General features: G+C 50.6%; 12 protein-coding genes and 1 pseudogene. All 13 read right to left on the bottom strand.

Annotated elements, in window-relative coordinates; translation table 11 throughout:
• Positions 1-307 precede the first annotated feature (307 nt).
• Positions 308-2272: an alginate lyase family protein gene (locus BN162_RS00540; protein ID WP_020223094.1), complete on the bottom strand. Its 1965-nt coding sequence runs from the start codon at positions 2270-2272 to the stop codon at positions 308-310.
• 116 nt (positions 2273-2388) lie between these two features.
• Positions 2389-3345, bottom strand: coding sequence for an ABC transporter permease (locus tag BN162_RS00535; RefSeq protein WP_020223093.1), 957 nt, complete (start codon positions 3343-3345; stop codon positions 2389-2391).
• The gene (locus BN162_RS00530) at positions 3342-4433 is read right to left on the bottom strand and encodes an ABC transporter permease (protein ID WP_020223092.1); all 1092 of its coding nucleotides are present in this window, start codon (positions 4431-4433) and stop codon (positions 3342-3344) included. The genes BN162_RS00535 and BN162_RS00530 overlap by 4 nt, the downstream gene beginning before the upstream one ends.
• Positions 4430-5962, bottom strand: a complete 1533-nt coding sequence (locus BN162_RS00525; RefSeq protein ID WP_020223091.1) for an ABC transporter ATP-binding protein — start codon at positions 5960-5962, stop codon at positions 4430-4432. Before BN162_RS00525 ends, BN162_RS00530 begins: the two co-directional genes overlap by 4 nt.
• 239 nt (positions 5963-6201) lie before the next feature.
• Positions 6202-7530, bottom strand: coding sequence for an FtsX-like permease family protein (locus tag BN162_RS00520; protein WP_020223090.1), 1329 nt, complete (start codon positions 7528-7530; stop codon positions 6202-6204).
• Positions 7520-8599, bottom strand: coding sequence for an ATP-binding cassette domain-containing protein (locus tag BN162_RS00515; protein WP_020223089.1), 1080 nt, complete (start codon positions 8597-8599; stop codon positions 7520-7522). Before BN162_RS00515 ends, BN162_RS00520 begins: the two co-directional genes overlap by 11 nt.
• Positions 8600-8787: 188 nt before the next feature.
• Positions 8788-9855, bottom strand: coding sequence for a BMP family ABC transporter substrate-binding protein (locus BN162_RS00510; protein WP_020223088.1), 1068 nt, complete (start codon positions 9853-9855; stop codon positions 8788-8790).
• Positions 9856-10024: 169 nt separating this feature from the next.
• Positions 10025-11467: pseudogene (locus BN162_RS00505) on the bottom strand (DNA translocase FtsK); the annotation flags it as partial.
• A gap of 149 nt (positions 11468-11616) precedes the next feature.
• Positions 11617-12318, bottom strand: coding sequence for a hypothetical protein (locus BN162_RS00500; RefSeq protein ID WP_040451104.1), 702 nt, complete (start codon positions 12316-12318; stop codon positions 11617-11619).
• A 13-nt stretch (positions 12319-12331) separates the two neighbouring features.
• On the bottom strand, positions 12332-13999 hold the full coding sequence (locus BN162_RS00495) for a ribonuclease J (protein ID WP_020223087.1): 1668 nt from the start codon (positions 13997-13999) through the stop codon (positions 12332-12334).
• Between the two features lie 318 nt (positions 14000-14317).
• On the bottom strand, positions 14318-15772 hold the full coding sequence (gene miaB / locus BN162_RS00490) for a tRNA (N6-isopentenyl adenosine(37)-C2)-methylthiotransferase MiaB (protein ID WP_020223086.1): 1455 nt from the start codon (positions 15770-15772) through the stop codon (positions 14318-14320).
• Between the two features lie 92 nt (positions 15773-15864).
• Entirely contained in the window at positions 15865-16038 is a 174-nt protein-coding gene (locus BN162_RS00485) for a 4Fe-4S binding protein (protein ID WP_006060856.1), read from the bottom strand.
• 31 nt (positions 16039-16069) lie between these two features.
• Positions 16070-16336, bottom strand: coding sequence for a stage V sporulation protein S (locus BN162_RS00480; RefSeq protein WP_006060855.1), 267 nt, complete (start codon positions 16334-16336; stop codon positions 16070-16072).
• Between the last annotated feature and the right edge of the window lie 21 nt (positions 16337-16357).

Raw genomic sequence — 16357 nt, 5'->3', positions numbered from 1 at the left:
TATCTTTAACCCTGTTCGAGTGAGAATTATATTTTTGCTGACTGCAGTCACTTTCTTCCTTAATGGGAAAGAGCTATAAAAGTAGGACGGAACACACTTTAACGAAACAGGGTTAGTTATTGTTATCCAAGAAGAGCTTTGAAAAGCAAGATTATCTTGATGCAGAGGGATTAAGAAGATCCGGCATTCAGCGGTCCGCAGACCGCACTCATAAGCGGCAGAATGGTAAAGACGCCGCGTTTCAGCCGCACCTTTCTTTACAGACATTTTGATTTCTGAGTTAATTCATATTTTCTGATTCCAACCATTATTTCAGCCGGATCAGCTTTTTCAAGCCTGCCCTTTGAATAATTAAACAGGCTTGATTATGCAGCGGCAAATCTTCGCAATACAAAATCTTTTTACCGCGATAGATTTGCTGATGAAAGATTACGCAGGTGAAGCTTTCCTCTCCTCGAACAAACCGCCATGCGCTGACTTCCTCTTCCGGCAGTTTTCCTCGGCCTGGCTGAACGACTTCAGCCTGTTCCAACCGGAAATCATCGCCATAAAACACTTCATCCTGAAACAGCTGGCCGTGCAGAACTCCCTCACTGACAAAGACCGCGTTTTCCAGTAATTCGTTGTAGCGCAGCGAACATGGCCCTGTTTTCACGCTGAGCGGCAAGCCCTTATGGCGATAGTTGAGCTGAACATTTCCGTGCTTCAGCTGCCAATCCGGCTGCCTGCCATGAACCTCAGTCTGCGGATCCAGATGGATCCGGCTGACTACATTGTGTTCACCCTCACAGAAAATCTCATCGCAGATAAGCCAGCATCCCTGCGGCAGCATGATTATTTTACGAATATGCGTCATCTGCGGCTGTTGTGTCAGCACGCCGCCTTCCCAATACAATGCCTGCGGCGTATCGCGGACAACGGTGGCCAGCGGCCGCAGAAATTTTTGATAGGTCCAGCTGGAATCCGGAATGCTGCCCGGCTGATCATCCAAAACTACCGTATTGTGAGCGCTCATGCCTTTAAGCTCAACGCGGACGGGATGATCCTCACGGTAAGTAAAACGGCCTGGATCAATGACAAACGGGACACCGCGGTGAACAAGGGAATAATGCAGGTTATCAGAATGGCCGTGTCCGCTGCCCAGTTCTCCGTTAAGGACCATCATCCATTCCGCTTGCTGTCCAAAATCACTCCGGCGCACGGTGATGCCGCAGTCCTCCCCCGCATAAAGCAACGTCTTCGGAAGCTGCTTCGGTATCGTCTGCAGCTTGCGCCAGACCGGCATTCCGCCGTTGACAAGCAAATCGCTGTCGCACACGTCGCTGCCCATCGCATGCAGCTGTGGGTCGTCAAATAAAACAGCGCACCGATTCATGACGTCCTCGGCATTGACCCGATCCGAATCCCCAAAGGTTTCAATTTGATGATCCGGCATCATCATATGCATTAATGCGCGCGCCATCGCATGGACTTTATCCTGAATCCGCGAAGCGAGCGGAATCGGATAGAACCGGGCATACTCCAACACCCGCAGCAGATTGTTGAGAACTTCCACATGATACATGGTCGACTGTTCCCAAAGCATGCCGTCGGCGCCGATCTGAATCTGCATCTGCGTTTCCAGTTCTTTCAGCGCCCAGCGATAAATCTCATCATTTTCCGGATTCTTCCCCATCACAGCGCAGCTGACGATCACCCCGCAGGTCTGGATACTGCCCCAGTTGCTCAGCGTGTATTTTTCAATATAATTGTCTTTTAAATACGTCATCTGCTGATCAACACTGTTTAAGATCTGCCGCAGTTCTTCTTCGGTCAGTTTTTCCGACACTTCCAAAAGCATCGCGCATTCCAGCATATTGACGATCCGAATTCCCGTGTCCAGCGTTCGCGTTGACAGACTGTATTCCATTTGCGGATGCTGCGCAATCCAGTCCAGCAGGAAATCTTTAGCCTGATCCAGATATCGCGTATCCTGACTGATCAGCGCGGCTTTTGCCAGAACCGACCAATAATCCATGCGGTTCAGCATAAACGTCCATTCTTCATCTTCGTTGAATACCTGATTCCACTTCATTGTTTCCAAGGTATGCGGGGTCAGGCAGCGTTCCATATCCCATGGATGGTCAAACACAAAGGTATGCGCGCACAATTCCTTTCCCCGCTGCATCAGGATATCCCGTTCAGAACTTTGACGCAGCAGTTCGGAAACTTGCTTTAATTCCTTCGCCGTCATGATTTGACGCCATTGTTTTCTAATTTCTTCGATCTGCATAAATTTCCTCTTTCTATCTTCCGGAATGCTGATCCGGACAACTTCGTTATTTTTATTATACCAGAATCCGGCAGAGAAAAAGAAAATCCGGCTGAATTGTTTCAACCGGATTCTGTTTAACGCTTGCCTGTATCGTAAATTTCACCCGATGCCTTCGGCCCCACCGACTTGCCGGCAAAAATGACCAGCGCGATGATCGTCAAAACATACGGGAACATGCTGAAGAATTCTGTCGGCAATGTGGCCAAAAACGGAATATCCTTGGCATAAAAGCCCAGCGTCTGGGAGAAGCCGAAGAACATGCCGGCACCCAGAACGCCGAATGGATTCCACTTGCCAAAAATCAGCGCCGCGATCGCGATGAAGCCAAAGCCATGGACCGTAACGACGGTAAACTGAACGTCCTGGGTTAAAACCATGACGCCGCCCGCTAAACCCGCCAGCGCCCCGGAAACCAAAACCCCGAAATAACGCATTCTGCGGACGTTGATGCCCATGGAGGCAGAAGCCTGCGGGAATTCACCGCACGAGCGCATGCGCAGACCAAACGGTGTTTTAAATACAACATACCAGGTTACAAACACCAGAACAATCGTCAGATAGAACGTCGGATGCACCTGCTTGAAAAACATTTCACCCAGCACCGGGATATCCTTCAGCACCGGTACGTCAATCCGGGTAATGCCGCGGATAAACGCCGGCGTCCGCTGCTGATTGAAGAAAATCTGACACAGATAAACGGTGATGCCCGCCGCCAGCAAGTTCAAAGCGGTACCGGAAACGGTCTGATCGGCATTCAAATCAATGCTCGCATAGGCATGTAGCAACGAGAACACCATCCCGGCAATCGTGCCGGCGGCCAAACCGATCAGAATCGCGGTTTTGCTGTTGGCTCCGCTTGGATCCAGCACGACGACGACCGCCGCGGTGACAAAGGCGCCGACCAGCATGATGCCGTCCAGAGCAATGTTCACAACGCCGCTGCGCTCGCTGAACAGTCCGCCCAGCGCCGCGATAATAATCGGAGCTGAGATCATCAGAGTGATGGTAAACATGTTATAAAATAAACTCATGCCTGTTCACTTCCTTTCTCAGCGTTTTCCTTCTTTTTCGGCAATCGGTTCATAATGTAGATAATGCCGTTCTGCATGGCTACCAGCATGATGATCGTGGAAGAAATAATCGTCGCGATATCCTTCGGAATCTGCATCGACTGCATCAGCGGCTGAGCCACTTTCAGCAGGCCAAACAGCAGGCCGGCAAAGAAGATGCCGATCGCATTGCAGCCGCCGACCAAGGCTACCGCAATTCCGTCAAAGCCATAGTTTTCAGCCGTGTTCAGCACACGTCCGTAACCGAAGGTGCCTAAAACCATAATTGCGCCGGCCAATCCCGCCATTACGCCTGAAATCATCATGGCATAGACGACATTGCGCTCCACCTTCATGCCGGCATAGCGCGCACCCTCGGCATTGAAGCCGGTCGCCCGCAGACTGTAGCCGAACGTTGTTTTCTCGATGATGATATGATAGACGATGACTGCCAGAAAAACGACGAGAATACCCCAATGCAGACGCGAATTGTTGGTGATCTGCTTGAGAAAATCCGATTTGATCAGAGCCGAGGCCGGCAGATCAACGGTGCGGGTCTGTGTGGATCCCGGCAGTGCTTTTAAGATGTAGTTGCAGAAATACAGCGCCGCGTAGTTCATCATGATCGCCGTGACCACTTCCGAAATATTCCGCTTTACTTTCAGAAAACCCGGCAAAAATGCCCACAGCGCGCCGGCTGCTCCGCCGGCAATCAGACAGACGATCGCATGCAGCACCGGCGGCAGCGGGACAAGAATTCCGACAACGGTCGCTGCCAGCGCACCGACCATGACCTGACCTTCCCCGCCGATATTGAACAATCCTGTGCGGTAAGCAAAGCCGACCGCCAAACCCGTCAGAATCAGCGGCATCGAGAAGACGATAAATTCGCCGAAATACCGCGGATTAATCGGCCCCGGATTCAGGATATCAAAGCCGCAGAAGCTCTTGATGATCGCTGAGATCAGAAGCACCGGCGATTTGCCGCTGGCGATGACGATGATCATGCCGACTAACAAACCCAATAAAACCGCAATCAGCGGAGCTGTCAGTTTTTCTCGTTTCTTCATGCTTCGCCGACCCCCTTTCGGATTGAACCGGACATCATTAAGCCCAGCTCGTTTTCATCTGTTTCCTCGGCTTTGACCCAGCCTGTCAGCTCGCCGTTGAACATGACTGCAATCTGATCAGACAAGGCCAAAATCTCGTCCAGCTCTAATGAAACTAACAGAATGGCCTTGCCGTTATCCCGTTCCTGAACAATTCGTTTATGGATGTATTCAATCGCCCCGACGTCCAATCCGCGGGTCGGCTGAACGACGATCAACAGTTCAGGACTGCGGTCGATCTCCCGGGCGATAATCGCTTTCTGCTGATTGCCGCCGGACATGCTGCGGGTGATCGTTTCCCGTCCCTGACCGCTGCGGACATCGAACATTTCAATCAATTCATCTGTTTTCTTATCAATAGCCGGGATCTGCAAAAGTCCGTTCTTCGCAAACGGCGCCTGATTGTAGCTGTGGATGACCATATTTTCTTTCAGCTTGAAATCCAGAATCAGACCATGCTTATGCCGGTCTTCCGGAATGTGCCCCATTCCGGCTTCAATCCGGTGCTTAATCGAACTATGCGTGATGTCTTTGCCGTTGAGCAGCACTTTGCCGTCCTCGGCTTTGATTAAACCGGTCAGCGCATAGACCAGCTCCGTCTGACCATTGCCGTCGATGCCGGCGACGCCGACGATTTCCCCGGCGCGAACCTGCAGACTGAAATCCTTCACGCCTAAAAGGCCCTTGGAATTTTTAACCTTCAAATGATCGATTTCCAACACGACTTTTCCGGCCTGCTGGACTTGTTTTTCAACGCCGAAATCCACTTCCCGGCCAACCATCAGCTTTGCCATTTCCTCTTCCGAGGTTTCTGCTACCTGAATGGTTCCCATACACCGGCCGCGCCGCAAAACCGTACAGACATCGGCGACTTCCTTGATTTCCTTCAGTTTATGCGTGATTAAAATAATTGTTTTGCCTTCCTTTGTCAGATTGCGCATGATCTCCATCAGCTCATGGATTTCCTGCGGCGTCAGCACCGCGGTCGGCTCATCAAAAATTAAAATATCCGCATTGCGGTAAAGCATTTTCAAAATTTCTACCCGCTGCTGCATCCCAACGGAAATATTCTGGATTTTCGCATACGGATCGACATTTAATCCATACATTTCACTGAGCTGCTGAATCCGCTGCGCCGCCGACTTGATGTCCGTCGTATAAAACTTTGTTTTCGGCTCCATGCCCAAAATGATATTTTCCGTTACCGTAAAGCATTCAACCAATTTAAAATGCTGATGCACCATCCCGATCCCCAGGCTGTTGGCGACATTCGGATCCGTGATCTTGACTTCCTGGCCGCGGACTTTAATCGTGCCGCGGGTCGGCTGATACAAACCGAACAAGATCGACATCAACGTTGATTTTCCTGCCCCGTTTTCTCCCAAGAGAGCATGAATACTTTTTTCCTCTACTTGAAGAGTTACGTCATCATTGGCGCGGATGCCTGGAAAATCCTTCGTGATGTTGAGCATCTCTATCGCATAACTCATTATTTTCCCTCCATTAACTATTCAAAATTATAACATAATTCCTCAGGCTGTCGCCGTCTTTTTTGCGATTTTCACAAATAAACGTGACATCTGACACCCCGGCACTCTCAAAACATCAGCTTCTCTGTAATTTTAAAAGAACCGAAAAAACCGAACCTCTCGGGAAAAGAAATCCGGCTTGTCCAATCTGCTTTTCTTAGTTCTCTGCGGTTCTCAAAATTCTGAACAAAACCGCAGCTTCAGCTTTCAATCACCGACTTTAAATTCCGCCTGCTGATCACCGTTACAGCTAAGAAATAGACCAGATATAATGCGCAGAAGCAGAATCCGAAGCTTCCGCAAAGCCGCAGCACCTGATTTTGCCGAAACGCCGATGCTTCAGCATTCAATCGGAAATTGATCAGCGGCGCCGCTATCGTTAACAGCGCCAGTCCCATCCCAGCCGGAAGTCCCAGATGAAACAAGGTCTGAATGCACACCCACCGATTCAATGATGCACGATCTTTCCCCAAAGCATGCAGAATTTTCAAGGAGCGGGCCTGCCGCTTCAGATCCAAGATCTGTAAAAGCGACAGCGCAGAAAAGTAGAGGATCAGAAATATCAGGCAAAGACTGATCTGCATAAACCCCATATAGGTCTGCATGGATCCTTCAAACAAGTTTACCCCGCTGTCCAAAAGCAGCATGCCGAACCCGAAAGCCGATGCGGCAAACACCAGACAGACGCACAGCAGCGCGTTGAGATTGGTGCTGGTTTTCGCTCCGGTTGTCAATTCGGCAAGCCAAAGCAAACGATTGCCTTTGATCCGGCCTGATTTTTCAGCCGATCTCAGATGAGAAAAATAAGCGTAAAGACTTTGATAGAAAGTGATGATGCATGCCAGCATCGGCAAAGCGATTCCGCCGACACAAAGGGTCAGCAGCACTCCCTGCGCCGCCGCTATCCCGATCAAAAAGATCAGAAAAAGCGCAAAACTGATCGTAAAGCATCGCTGCCAGAACCGCAGATTTTTCCTGTGAATCGGATGATTGCGGCGCTTCTGAACAAGCAGCTGACTAATCTGCAGGCTTGCCAGCTGGCGGTCAATCCGCATTCCTGACAGCAGCTCGGCCAGAAAGAAGTAACCGCCGGTTTGAAGAATGCTTTTTCTCATCAATGAGAGCCAGGATGTGTTTGTCCTGATCTGCAGCAGCGGAGAAATGACCACGCTGAATAAACTGGCGCCGAGCAGCGTGCCGAGCAGAAAACAGCCGATACCAATCACGCACAGCTCACCCAGATAAAACCGCCGCAGCTTCCTGCGCTCCATCCCCAGCAGCAAGGTCACAGCCAGCGCTTGCGCGCGCTGATGGAGCATGAACGTATGAATTGTATTGATCAAAAGGAATAAGATGATCACGATCAGAACCGGCAGGGACGCAGTCTGAAAACCAGCCTGGATGCTGCCGAAAACGGCGATGCAGTTGGCCAGACACAGAATCGCGACCAACAGGGTTACCGTCAGGGCCAAAAGCAGATAGTCACCCCCACTGCGCTGAATATTGCGCCAGATCAGTTTAAGCGCCATGAACTGCCCGCTCTGTGACGTCTGTCAGCGTCTTTAAGATCTCTGTAAAATACGCCTGCTTGCTTAACGAACCGCGTTCAAGCTCGGTCTGAATGCGGCCATCCCGCATGAACAAAATCCGGTCGCAGTAACTGGCTGACATCACATCATGCGTTGCCATTAACAGCGTCGCACCGTAATCTCTGCGCAGCATGACCAGCATTTCCAGCAGCTGCCGGGCGCTGCGGCTGTCCAGAGCCCCGGTCGGTTCATCAGCCAGAATCAGGCTGGGATGCGAGGCAATCGCCCGGGCACAGGCACAGCGCTGCCGCTGTCCGCCTGAAACCGCGTAGGGAAATTGATCCAAAACTTCCGCAATTTCAAACTTTTCGGCCAGTTCTTCAATGAACTTCTGCGAATGAGCCGGCGCGGTTGAGCGAATCGCCAGCGCCAGCGCAATGTTCTCACGCAGCGTCAGCGTATCCAGCAGATTGTATTCCTGAAAGATGAACCCCAGATGAGTGCCGCGGAACTGCGCTAACTGGGGTTCAGTTAAAGCCTGCAGCGGCTGACCGGCAATTTCAATCGTTCCCTCTGATACGCGATCCATCGTGGCAATCAATTTCAGCAACGTCGTCTTCCCACACCCGGAGGCGCCCATAATCCCGATGAAGCTGCCTTTTTCCACTTCAAAGCTGACGTCATCCACCGCCAGGGTCTTTACTTCCTCCTCTGTATAGATTTTTCTGACATGCGATACGTTTAATACCGGACAGGAATGATTCCTCTTCCTTTGCGGCAAAGCTTGATCCTGTCCCAGCCATTGACCGATCATATCATAAAGAATCTGATCTGATTTTTCCTTATATTCTGCATCACTGATCCGCTCTGCCAACAGCAGTTCATTCAATGTAATCTTCAATAAACTGCACAACGGCAGCAGCAGCGGATAGTCCGGCAGAGATTTTCCCGTTTCCCATTTAGAAACGGCTTTATCACTCACTCCCAGCTGCGCTGCAATTTCACTCTGTGTCCATCCGCCGGCTTTTCTGCATGCGGCTATAAAACGGCCAATCTTGACTTGATCCATGACTTTGACCTCCTCGTCTGCCTTTGATTGTAGTCGAACAGCGGAAAAAAGAACACCTACTGACGGTAGAGTTGCCCCGAAGCTGGGCTATTTCTGCAGTGCCTCAGCACAAACTGATCGGAAACGCTCAGTCTGTTCTCGACTGACGAAAAAAAGGAGAGCCTGCGCTCTCCTTTTCCGTATCCTGCTTATTTCTGCAGCGCTTCGTCAACGACGATTTCGCCGGACTTGATTTTCGCTAAAGCGTCTTCCATCGCCTTAACGATTTCATCAGACAGATTTGGATTTTCCTTCGGGAAGCCGATGCCGTCATTGCTGGCGTCAAAGACCATCGTTCCGCCCTGGAACGTACCGTTTTTAACCTGATCTGCGAAATAGTAAGCCGCGGTATCAACGCGCTTCAATGCGGAAGTCAGAACTGCGGAAGTGCCGTCGGACATCAGACCGGCGTCATACTGGTCAGAGTCAACACCGATTGCCCAAACGTCTTCACCGGCTTCGCGGCGGTCCTTCGCTTCTTTGATCAGACCGTTGCCTGTTGCACCGGCTGCATGGAAAATAACGTAAGCGCCGTCATTGTACTGCTTCTGAGCCAATGTCGAGCCTTTGCCTGGATCATCAAAGGCATTCGCATAGTCGCTCAGCACTTCAATGCTTGGATCAACGCTGGCAACGCCCTGCTTGTAGCCTGCTTCAAAACGCTCGATAATCGGGTTTTCAACACCGCCGATAAATCCAACTTTCGTCATGCCCGCTTCTTTGGCTTTCATCGCTGCCGCAACGCCTACCAGGTAAGAAGGCTGCTGCTCTTTGAAGATGGCCGAAGCAACATTCGGTTTGTCAACTTCCGTATCAATGATAACAAACTTCTGATCCGGATACAGATCAGCGACTTCCTTCATCGCATCTTCAAACAGGAAGCCCGGAGCTTCGATCAGATCTTTCTTCTGGTCAGCAAAAGTGCTCAGGTTCGGGATGTAATCCGCATCGGCGGAAGACTGCAGGTAGCCGTAGCATTCTTCGCCCATGTTATTATCTTCAGCGAATTGAACTACGCCTTCCCATGTGCCTTGGTTAAAGGACTTGTCATCGATACCGCCTAAATCTGTTACTAATCCGATGGTAATGGTGCAGCCAGTGTTTCCACCTTCATTGTTTGCGTCAGCATCTGGTGTTGGCGTCGTTGTTGTTCCACCATTGTTGGAACAGCCGGCAACCATCAGCAGCGCTAAAGCAAAGGTCAGCAATTTTTTCATTTTCTTTCCCTCCATTGCTTTATGCAAGCTATGCTTACAATATAATATTAGACTTTTAAAATGCCATTTGTCAACTTAACCGGCCGTTTTCTTCAGACAATTCGATCAAATCAAGAAAAAAACCGGATTGATTCAGAAAATGATTCATTCCGGTTTCACATGTGATTTTTTAATTTTCTTCTTCGTCGTCCGGGATTTCGTTCTTTTTGATGTAAACATCCCTTGGTTTGGAGCCCTGCACCGGACCAATGATGCCGCGTTCTTCCAGAACGTCAATCAGTCTGGCCGCGCGATTATATCCAATTCCGAACCTTCTTTGCAGAAGTGAGGTCGACGCCTTCTGCGTTTCAATGACATATTCCCGAACTTCTTCATACAGCGGATCATCCTGAGCGGACATCACTGCCGTACTTTCATTGTTGTCCACACCTTCCAAACGGATGAAGGCGTCCTCATAGCGCGGCTTCATCTGCGCGGAAACAAAATCGGTAATGCGCTTGACTTCATCATCGGTAACATAAACGCCCTGCAGACGCACCGGACTGGGTTCGCCAATCGGGAAATAGAGCATATCGCCGTTGCCCAGCAGGCGTTCCGCCCCGACATGATCCAAAATGGTCCGCGAATCGATGCCGCTGGAAACGGAAAAGGCAATCCGGCTTGGAATATTGGCCTTGATAATTCCGGTAATGACATCCGTGGAAGGCCGCTGAGTGGCGACGATCAAATGAATTCCAGCCGCCCGCGCCAGCTGGGTAATCCGCTGAATGCTCATTTCCACTTCCTTGCCGGCGACAGCCATCAAATCGGCCAGCTCGTCGATAATCACAACAATATACGGCATGGGCTGCAGATTCGGCTGCGGCTCTTTCGCCAGTTTTTCATTGTAGCCGGCAATGTTGCGCACGCCGACCTGAGCGAAGACCTCATAGCGGTTCTCCATCATCATGACGATGACTTTCAAGGCCCGTGCCGCTTCGGCTCCATCCGAAATCACCGGACCGATCAAATGCGGAATTTCACGGTAAGGCGTAAACTCGACTTTCTTCGGATCAACTAAAAGCAGCTTCACTTCATCCGGCGAAGTCCGCAGCAGCAGCGAAGTGATAATCGTATTCATGCAGACCGACTTGCCGCTGCCGGTGGCCCCGGCGATCAGCAGATGGGGCATCTTGTCCAGCTGACAGAAAATCCCTTTGCCCATCAGATCCTTACCCAGCGCCAAAAGCAGCTTTTTGTCTTTCTTATCTTCCGGCAGCTGGCGCATCAGCTCCAGCATCTTCACCGGCGTCGTTTCCACGTTCGGAATTTCGATCCCGACCGCATTGCGTCCGGGAATCGGCGCTTCAATCCGGATATCCCTAGCCGCCAGCTCCATTTTCAGGTTATCGGAAATCGCGTTGATCTTCGATACTTTCACATTCGAATCCGGCCGGATTTCAAACTTGGTGACCGCCGGTCCGATATGCGTGGCGACCAGCTGCGCATTGATGCCGAAATTGCCCAAGACCTCGATCAGTTTCTTGCCCTTGATCGAAGCGGCGTTCTGATTCAGTACCGAACGCGATTTCGCCTGCATTTCATCCAGCATCGTCAATGCCGGCAGCGTATAGCCTACCGCCCCGGCCCCGCTGCCGATGGAAACCACCTTCGGCAGTTCCTCCTGCAGCGGCGCAGGTTTCTCTTTTTCCTCTTTTTTCTTTTCTTTTTTGACGATCGGCGAAGCGGACAGTTCCGCTTCGGCCGGTTCATCATCGGGCGTTAAGAAAATTGATTTTTTTTCTTTTTTCCCAGTTCCACACTTCCGATCACCCTGCGGCTTTCGCCGGATTCTTCCAGCTCTTCGATTTCCATCGGCCGCGGGGAACGCTTTGTCTTCGGCTTTTTTTCATGATGCAGCGCGCCGGTAATCGAATGCCACATCGACACATAAACTTCCGTCTTGATCATCAACAGCGCCGCTAAAGCCAGCAGCGCAAAAATCACCAGAACCGTTCCGGTCCGCGCAAACAGCAGTGAGCTGAGCGAGTACAGCAGGGCGCCTAAAACTCCGCCCTGGGCAGCGACGGTTGTCGGCGAGCTGAAATGTTCGCCGGTATGCGAAAGATAATCACTGAACACACGAAATCCGCTCAGTTGGGGATCCTGCGGAATCGCCGACCACAAAATCATCGCGATGAAGACGGCGGCGATCGCAATCAGCGTCTTAACGGAGAAAACGGGAAACCTCTGTCCGAACAAGACAGCCAGCCCCCCGAGTAAACACATCCCGTAGACGACTCCGTAATACGTTCCAAACAAATACCGTGTAATCGTTGTCAGAAATTGACCGACGATCCCCAACTGCAGCGCTGCGATCAACGTCACAGTGATCGCCGCCAGTGCAATCACATAGCGCAGGATTTCCGAATCCACGGTACTTTTGGCATTGTTTTTTTTCTTCTTCTGCTTCGTTTTCGCCACGGATCATCATCTCCTATTCCGTGACATTGATTTCGACAATCGCCGGCAAAATCATCGGCCGCTTGCCGGTTTCCTTCAAGACATATTTTACGATCCTGTCTTTCGCTTCCATCCGCACGGCCATATTTTCGTAACGTTTTTCCTTGACGGCATCCTCAACGGTTTTTTCAATAATATTGCCGATTTCCTTGACGATGTGATCCGCGTCTTTCAGATAGATCACGCCGCGGCTTTGGACATCCGGTCCGCCGATGACTTCCTTGGTCTTGTGGTTGACGACGATTCCGACGATAATCGCGCCGTCGGTGGATAAAATTTCCCGATCCCGCAGCACCATGCCGCTGACATCCAGATTTTCATTGCCGTCGATCAGAACATCCTCCAGCGTCAGCTGATCCGCTGTCGATTTTAAAATTCCATTTTCAAACTTGGCAATCTGACCATTGTCCAGAACAAGAATCTTATCCGCGTGATAGCCCATGTTCAAAGCGATGTTGGCATTGGAAACCAGCTGGCGGTATTCGCCTTTGATCGGCATGTAGTACGTCGGCTTAAACAGATACAGCATCATCTTCAGATCTTCAATCGAAGCGTGCATTGAATACACCTTGCGCCGATCCAGCGTCACCACCCGGACATTTTCCTTATACAGCTCATTTTCCATGTTCGTCGCTTCGCGTTCGGTTCCCGGCACAACCGGGGAGGCGATGACCACCGTATCCTGACTGTTCAGCCGCAGCATAGCATCTTCACCCAGAGCCACCTTATGCATCCGTCTGAACACATGATCGCCGGAGCCGGATACGATCACCACGACATCCTTTAAGTCATTGGTAAACTTGGCTTTGGGGATTTCCAAACCAATCGGCATCCGGTAATACCCCATCTTTTCAACCGCTTTTAAAATCGCCCGCAAATCGTCATCATAGAAGATCACCTTGCGGTTGTATTTATTCGCCAGTTCGATAATTTCAATAATGCGGTATAAATTCTGATGATAGGTCGTAATCAGAATGCGCCCCTCGGCATCCTCGAAGGCCGGCTCGACAAATTCGGTAATCCGATGATGCGGAGCTGAATGTCCTTCGCGGTCGGCTCCGACCGATTCGGTCATCAGAGCCAGAACGCCGCGCTTGCCAATTTCCGCCAAAGCCGTGATGTCGCAGGAAAAAGCATCGTTATGAATATCATAATCTACAATGTACTCGCTGGTATACACAATCGAACCCTGCGGCGTTTCAATCGCCAGGCCAAAGCCATCCGCAATCGACTGCGTCATGCCAAAAGTCCGAACCGCAATTCCGGCAATTTTAAAACTTGAATTGCGCTTAACGCGATGCACGCGGATATCGCGCAGGCCTTCCTTTTTCAGCATCTCTTCGATCAGCATCGCAGTTAACGGCGTGGAATACACCGGCGCCTTGACATGCCGAAGCAGATTCGGCAGCGCCGCCATGACATCGTCATGCCCGTGAGAAATGAAAATCGCCTGAATTCGATGCTGATTTTCAACTAAATATTTGAAATCCGGAATGATCCGCTCGATCCCTAACTGATCGGTAGATTCCGGATATTTTAAGCCCGCTTCAATGACAAAAATGGATTCGCCGACTTCAACCACATACATGTTTTTGCCGTCTTCATCCAATCCGCCCAAAGCGAACAGACGTACTTGATCCATGAAATTTCCTCCTATGATGTTTTCTTTATTATACCCTGCCAAAAGCTTCCTGACAACTGCGCCAGCCACAGGAAAAACGCTTTCAATTCGTTGAAAAGCGCTTGTCCAAGCCGGTTTAATCGTAAGATGATCCAGTTTTGCAGGGATGGCTTCGTGGGTAAACTATATCATACCACCGCTTGAATTTCAATCATTTTAACACTGGCGCTGATTCGCTTTCACCCTGCTTTCACCGATTACCCGGTGAAAGTGAAAAACCGGCAAACAAAAAGCCGCAGTTCCTTGGTTTAAGCAGCCGGACTGCGGCAAAGGTTAAAACTAAGCGGTTTGAGGTTGAGACTGCTCGACCTTTTCCCCGTTGAGCGACCAGGAATGAATTTCCGTAATCCGAACCTGAACCAGATCCCCCGCCTCCGCATGATCGGCGGTAAAGTTGACCAACTTGTTGGTTTCACTGTAACCGCTGTAAACCTGATCATTTTTCTTCGACGGGCCATCGACCAGCACGGTCACAATCCGGCCGAGATACGGTTCATTATTCTGATGGGCATAATACGCAATTTTTTCATTGAGCTGCTGCAGACGGCGGCTTTTGACTTCCGCGGGAACATTGTCCTTCATCCGTGCTGCCGGAGTCCCTGTCCGTGGGGAATAAATAAACGTAAAGGCTCCGTCATACCGGCATTCGTCAACCAAGCTCAGCGTCATTTCAAATTGTTCCTCGGTTTCATTGGGAAAACCGACGATGATGTCCGTAGTGAACGAACAGCCGGGAATCCGCTCTTTGATCTTATGGAACAGGGCTAAATACTCCTCGCGGGTATAACGGCGTCCCATGATCTTAAGCATCTCGCTGCTGCCGGACTGCACCGGCAAATGGATCGCAGGCATAATGTTGTCATAAGCGGCGATCACCTCTATCATCTCATCGGTAAAGTCCCACGGGTGGCTGGTCGTAAAGCGCACCCGATCTACACCGATCTCGGCCGTATCGCGCAGCAGCTGCGCAAAACCGTAACCGCTGGCCCGATCTTTGCCATAGGCGTTGACGTTCTGCCCCAGCAGCGTAATCTCCTTATAGCCCTGCGTTTTCAGTTCGCGCACCTCGGCCAAAATATCCTGCGGATCCCGCGAACGTTCCTTGCCGCGGGTATAAGGCACGATGCAGTAGGTGCAGAACTTGTCGCAGCCATACATGATGTTCACCCAGGCTTTATGCTTGCCAAAGCGGCGAACCGGCAGGTTTTCAATTACTTCCCCTTCTTTGGAGAAGATTTCCACCGTCCGCTCATGGCTCATCATCGCATGCATTAATAACTGCGGAAGCCGGTGCAGATTATGTGTTCCAAAAATCAGATCGACCTGATGGTATTTTTTCAGAATCAGATCGACAATATCTTCTTCCTGGGCCATGCATCCACAGACCGCGAAGATCAGATCCGGATTTTCCCGCTTCATGCGCTTCAGCGCCCCCAGCTGCCCGATGACCTTATCTTCGGCATTTTTACGGACAGCACAGGTATTGAGCAGGATTAAATCCGCTTCGGCTTCTGTAAAAGCCGGGACAAAACCCATCGCTTCCAGAATCCCCGCGATCGTTTCCGAATCGCGTTCATTAGCCTGGCAGCCATAGGTATGAATGAAATAACGCCGCCCGATGCCCAGACTGCGCACCTGCGGATCTAAGGCAAACAGTGAACGCTCAATCGCCGCTTCCTGCGGTGTCCGTATTTGCGCCGCCTTCAGCGACGGCAGCTTCCAGTCTTTTTTCATAGGCCTCTCCTTTTTCATAACGCGTTTTATTATATCAAAAAGAAGGCTTTTTGTCGCCTTCTTTCCGTTGATCTGCTTATTTCAGGATGGAATTACTGCGAAATGGCAGAAACTGGGCAGGTCGAAACACAGGCACCGCAATCGATGCATGTTCCTTCGTCAACACCCGCTTTTCCATCATCCTGTAATGCAATGGCTCCTACCGGGCAAACTCCTGCGCATGCGCCGCAGCCGATGCATGTATCTTTATCTACTTTTGCTGGCATTGTTTCATCCTCCTTTATGCTCCCTATTATATCATGGTTGCTTTTTTTCAACAATAAGTTTTATCGCCGTTCTTGGCTGACCATCGATCACGATATCCATAAACGCCGGAACGCAGAACAGTTCCAAACCGATCGGCGCCACAAAGCCGCGGGCGATCGCGACAGCTTTAATCGCCTGATTAATCGCTCCCGCTCCGATCGTATCGACTTCGACCCGATCGTTTTCTTTTAGTAAGTTGGCCAGCGCGCCCGCTACCGAATTCGGGTTGGATTTCGTTGATACTTTTAATATTTCCATAAAATACCCCTTTCTTCTAAC

The sequence above is a fragment of the Holdemania massiliensis AP2 genome (genome assembly GCF_000327285.1).
Taxonomy (GTDB): domain Bacteria; phylum Bacillota_I; class Bacilli_A; order Erysipelotrichales; family Erysipelotrichaceae; genus Holdemania; species Holdemania massiliensis.
This window is presented reverse-complemented; position numbering and strand designations above follow the sequence as displayed.

Excerpts from the sequence above, each read along its gene's own strand:
- BN162_RS00510 (WP_020223088.1), bottom strand. The coding sequence starts at position 9,855 with ATGAAAAAATTGCTGACCTTTGCTTTAGCGCTGCTGATGGTTGCCGGC.
- BN162_RS00515 (WP_020223089.1), bottom strand. The coding sequence starts at position 8,599 with ATGGATCAAGTCAAGATTGGCCGTTTTATAGCCGCATGCAGAAAAGCC.
- BN162_RS00535 (WP_020223093.1), bottom strand. The coding sequence starts at position 3,345 with ATGAGTTTATTTTATAACATGTTTACCATCACTCTGATGATCTCAGCT.
- BN162_RS00530 (WP_020223092.1), bottom strand. The coding sequence starts at position 4,433 with ATGAAGAAACGAGAAAAACTGACAGCTCCGCTGATTGCGGTTTTATTG.
- BN162_RS00485 (WP_006060856.1), bottom strand. The coding sequence starts at position 16,038 with ATGCCAGCAAAAGTAGATAAAGATACATGCATCGGCTGCGGCGCATGC.
- miaB (WP_020223086.1), bottom strand. The coding sequence starts at position 15,772 with ATGAAAAAAGACTGGAAGCTGCCGTCGCTGAAGGCGGCGCAAATACGG.
- BN162_RS00520 (WP_020223090.1), bottom strand. The coding sequence starts at position 7,530 with ATGGCGCTTAAACTGATCTGGCGCAATATTCAGCGCAGTGGGGGTGAC.
- BN162_RS00525 (WP_020223091.1), bottom strand. The coding sequence starts at position 5,962 with ATGAGTTATGCGATAGAGATGCTCAACATCACGAAGGATTTTCCAGGC.
- BN162_RS00480 (WP_006060855.1), bottom strand. The coding sequence starts at position 16,336 with ATGGAAATATTAAAAGTATCAACGAAATCCAACCCGAATTCGGTAGCG.
- BN162_RS00495 (WP_020223087.1), bottom strand. The coding sequence starts at position 13,999 with ATGGATCAAGTACGTCTGTTCGCTTTGGGCGGATTGGATGAAGACGGC.
- BN162_RS00540 (WP_020223094.1), bottom strand. The coding sequence starts at position 2,272 with ATGCAGATCGAAGAAATTAGAAAACAATGGCGTCAAATCATGACGGCG.